3 protein-coding genes and 1 pseudogene are annotated in these 4,273 nt (G+C 65.8%); all 4 read left to right on the forward strand.

From position 1 onward, the window contains the following. Positions 1-592: pseudogene (locus ACE5CZ_RS08280) on the forward strand (serine/threonine-protein phosphatase); the annotation flags it as partial. Between the two features lie 22 nt (positions 593-614). Continuing rightward, positions 615-1,991: an FtsW/RodA/SpoVE family cell cycle protein gene (locus ACE5CZ_RS08285; protein ID WP_374946856.1), complete on the forward strand. Its 1,377-nt coding sequence runs from the start codon at positions 615-617 to the stop codon at positions 1,989-1,991. Between the two features lie 4 nt (positions 1,992-1,995). Beyond that, complete coding sequence (locus ACE5CZ_RS08290) at positions 1,996-3,447, forward strand: peptidoglycan D,D-transpeptidase FtsI family protein (RefSeq protein WP_374946854.1); 1,452 nt, start codon at positions 1,996-1,998, stop codon at positions 3,445-3,447. Continuing rightward, positions 3,444-4,273, forward strand: an 830-nt coding sequence (locus ACE5CZ_RS08295; RefSeq protein WP_374946855.1) for a serine/threonine-protein kinase, incomplete at its 3' end; no start/stop codon positions are given. The genes ACE5CZ_RS08290 and ACE5CZ_RS08295, both read left to right, overlap by 4 nt.

Below are 4,273 nucleotides of genomic sequence, written 5' to 3' on the forward strand. Positions count from 1 at the left end.
CGTCGAGCCCGTCACCGTCGGCTCCGCATCCAAGCCCGTGGCCTTCGAGGGAACGCTGGGTCGCCGCGTCTCGCGCCTGCCCGGCCTGCGCCTGCACCCACGCGGCCCCGCAGACCCCAGTCACTTCGAGCCCGAGTCCGAGGACTACCTCGACGAGCTCATCGAAGAGAACCGGCGTCGCTCCCGCCGACGCACGGCGGCGTGGCTCGCCGGCGCCCTCGTCATCATCCTGGCCATCGCCGCGGGCGCCTTCGCCGGATACCGGTGGACGCAGACGCGCTACTACGTCGGCGACGTCGACGGCCGGGTCGCAGTATTCCACGGCGTCCAGCAGACCATCGGCCCGATCGCACTGTCCGAGGTCTACCAGAGCACCGACATCTCACTCGACGACCTGCCGTTCTACACGCAGGAGCAGGTGCGCGACACCATCAGCGCCGACTCGGTGACGGCGGCGCTCGAGATCGTCAAGCGCCTCGGCGCCGCGGTCGAACCGGAGCCGACGCTCACGCCCACCCCGACTCCCTCGCCCTCGCCCTCGCCGTCGGTCGCACCGGCACCCGCACCCGCACCGGCGGCCCCCGTTGGCTGACGCGCGCGGGTCGAGTCCGGTGATCGAGGCATCGCCGATCGTTCCGGATGCCGGGCGCGGCATCCGTCGCATCCGGGTGCCCCAGAAGCTCCGAAACCTCGAGTTGTTCCTGCTGCTCTTCGCGTGCGGAGTCAACGCGTTCGCCATCGTGCTGGTGCAGCTCGGCACGACCGGCGCCATCGACGCGACCGTCGTGACCCTGGGTGCGAGCCTGTCGGTGCTGGTCATCGGCATGCACATCGCACTGCGCTACGTGGCCCCGAACGCCGACCCGTTCATCCTTCCCGTCGCCGCCATGCTCAATGGCATCGGCATAGCCGTGATCTATCACGTCGACCTCATCAACGGCGATACGGGGTGGGATTCGACCGCCATCAGGCAGGTCGTCTGGAGCGCGATCGCCCTCGTCTGTGCGATCGCGGTGGTCGTCATCATCCGAAACCACCGCGTGCTGCAGCGCTACACCTACGTCTTCATGTTCGCGGCGTTCGTGCTGCTGCTGCTGCCCATGCTTCCGGGAATCGGGCAGGAGATCTTCGGCGCCCGCGTGTGGATCCACATCGGACCGTTCTCTTTTCAGCCCGGCGAGATCGCCAAGATCTTCCTCGCGATCTTCTTCGCGGGCTTTCTCGTGCAACGCCGCGACACCCTGTCGCTCGTGGGCCGCAAAGTTCTCGGGGTGCGGTTTCCCCGGGCCCGCGACCTCGGGCCCATCATCGTGATCTGGGCGCTGTCGATGTCGGTGATCGTGTTCCAGCGCGACCTCGGCACGGCGCTGCTGTACTTCGGCCTCTTCGTCGTGATGCTCTATGTGGCGACCGGGCGCACGAGCTGGATTCTGCTCGGCGGCGCACTCTTTCTCGCCGGTGCGGTCGTCGCCAGCCAGACCCTCACCTACGTCAACGATCGCTTCAATGCGTGGCTCGACCCGTTCAGCCAGACGAACTACGACGACGTGGGCGGCAGTTTCCAATTGGTGCAGGGCATCTTCGGCCTCGCCAACGGCGGGCTCATCGGCACGGGGCTCGGGCGCGGCCGACCCGACATCACGCCGCTCGCCCAGAGCGACTTCATCATCTCGGCCATCGGCGAAGAGCTCGGCCTCGCCGGCCTGTTCGCCATTCTCTGCCTCTACCTGCTGCTCATCGCGCGAGGCCTGCGCATCAGCTTCGCCGGCCACGACGACTTCGGCCGACTGCTCGGTGTCGGCCTGTCGTTCGTCATCGCGCTGCAGTGCTTCGTCGTCATCGGCGGCGTCACCCGGGTAATCCCCCTTACGGGCCTCACGACACCGTTCCTGGCCTCGGGCGGCTCCTCGCTCATGGCCAACTGGATCATCGTCGCGCTGCTGCTGCGCCTGTCGGACACGGTTCGCAATCAACCGAGGCTGGTGATCTAGACCGATGAGCAAAGAACTCAAACGCGTCGCGATCGTCGTGCTGCTCATGTTCGCGGCGCTTTTCGTGGCGACCACGAGCATCCAGTTCTTTCAAACGGATGCCCTCGCCGCCGATACCCGCAACACGCGTTCCCTGTACGCCAGCTACGATGCCGAGCGCGGACCGCTCCTCGTCGACGGCCAACCGATCGCCATGTCGGTGCCGGTCGACGACGACTACAAGTTTCAGCGCACCTACCCCAACGGGCCGCTCTACAGCCAGGTCACCGGGTATTACACCCTGGGCCAGGGCTCCACGGGCCTCGAGCAGTCGCTCGGCGACTTTCTGTCGGGCACGGCGGATTCGCAGTTTCTCGCCCGCATCAACAGCATCATCACCGGCCAGAAGCCCAAGGGCGCATCGGTCGAGGTCACGATCGATCCCGTTCTTCAACAGGCGGCCTGGGATGCGTTGGGCGACTACACGGGAACCGTCGTCGCCCTCGAGCCGGCCACAGGACGCATCCTGGCCATGGTCTCGAAGCCCACCTTCGATCCGAACACGCTAGCTGTGCACGACCCGTCGGTCGTGACCGACACGTACGACGCCCTCATCGAGGCCACGGGCGACCCTCTCGTGAACCGATCGATCGACGGCAACCTCTACCCGCCGGGATCCACCTTCAAGATCGTGACCTCGTCGGCCGCCCTGGAGAGTGGAATAGCCGCGACCGACACCCAACCGAATCTCGCGCGCTTTCCACTGCCCGGCTCGAGTAACACCGTCTCGAATGCCGGAGGCGGAACCTGCGGCGGCGGCGACACGGTCTCGCTCGAAACCGCCTTCGTGCTTTCGTGCAACATTCCCATGGCCGAGTTCGGGGTGCAGATGGGCGACAGCACTCTCGTCGACAAGGCCAAGGCCTTCGGTTTCGATAAAGAACTCGACATTCCCATGGCCGTGCAGCCCAGCACGATCCGCTTTCCCATGTCTGACGACAAGCTCGCACTGTCGGCCTTCGGTCAAGACGAAGACAGGGTCACGCCCCTGCAGGTCGCGATGTTCTCGGCCGCCGTCGCCAACAAAGGAACCATCATGAAACCCAACCTGGTCGACTCGATCACGGCGCCCGACCTCACGGTGCTCCAGCAGTTCGAACCGCAGATCTTCGCCGAGCCGATCGACTCTGCAACATCTTCGACACTTTCGCAGTTCATGGTCTCGGCCGTCGAGAATGGCGCAGCGACTAATGCAAGAATAGACGGGGTCAGCGTGGCCGGTAAGACAGGCACGGCAGAGAACGGCGAAGACGATCCGTACACTCTCTGGTTCACCGGCTTCGCCCCCGCAGACAACCCTCGGGTAGCCATCGCGGTAGTGGTGGAAAACGGCGGAGGCGAAGACCAATCCGGCTCGGGGAACTCCATCGCCGCGCCGATAGCAAAACAAGTACTTGAGGCGGTGCTGAATAAATGAGACCCACAACAGGGCTCACCTTCGGGGGACGCTACGAACTCTCCAGTCGCATTGCGATCGGGGGCATGGGCGAGGTCTGGCAGGCCACCGACCTCGTCATCGGTCGGACGGTCGCGATCAAGATCTTGAAAGACGAGTACCTTGGCGACCCCGGCTTTCTCGAGCGTTTCCGCGCAGAGGCCCGGCACGCAGCCCTCGTCAACCACGAGGGCATCGCCAACGTCTTCGATTACGGCGAAGAAGAAGGCAGCGCCTACCTCGTCATGGAACTCGTTCCGGGCGAGGCGCTCTCCACCATCCTCGAGCGCGAGCACGTGCTCGCCACCGACCGCGTTCTCGACATCGTCGCGCAGACCGCATCCGCACTGCAGGCCGCGCACGCCGCAGGCCTCGTTCATCGCGACATCAAGCCGGGCAACCTGCTGATCACCCCCGACGGCCGGGTGAAGATCACCGATTTCGGCATCGCCCGCATCGCCGACCAGGTTCCGCTCACCGCGACCGGGCAGGTGATGGGCACGGTTCAGTACCTCTCGCCCGAGCAGGCGTCGGGCCAGTCGGCGTCGCCGACCACCGATGTCTACTCGCTCGGCATCGTGGCCTACGAGTGCCTCGCGGGCAAACGTCCATTCACCGGCGAATCGCAGGTCGCGATCGCCATGGCGCAGATCAACGAGACTCCGCCCGACCTGCCCATCACCGTGGCCGATCCAGTGCGCAACCTCGTGCTCTCATGCATCGCCAAGAAGCCCGACGAGCGGCCCTCGTCGACCGCGAACCTCGCCCGCGCGGCGACCGCGTTGCGGCGGGGCGACATCGCCGCGGC

The sequence above is a fragment of the Agreia sp. genome (assembly GCF_964263775.1).
Taxonomy (GTDB): domain Bacteria; phylum Actinomycetota; class Actinomycetes; order Actinomycetales; family Microbacteriaceae; genus Agreia.

Coding starts and splice junctions, on each gene's coding strand:
- ACE5CZ_RS08290 (WP_374946854.1), top strand. CDS start 1,996: ATGAGCAAAGAACTCAAACGCGTCGCGATCGTCGTGCTGCTCATGTTC.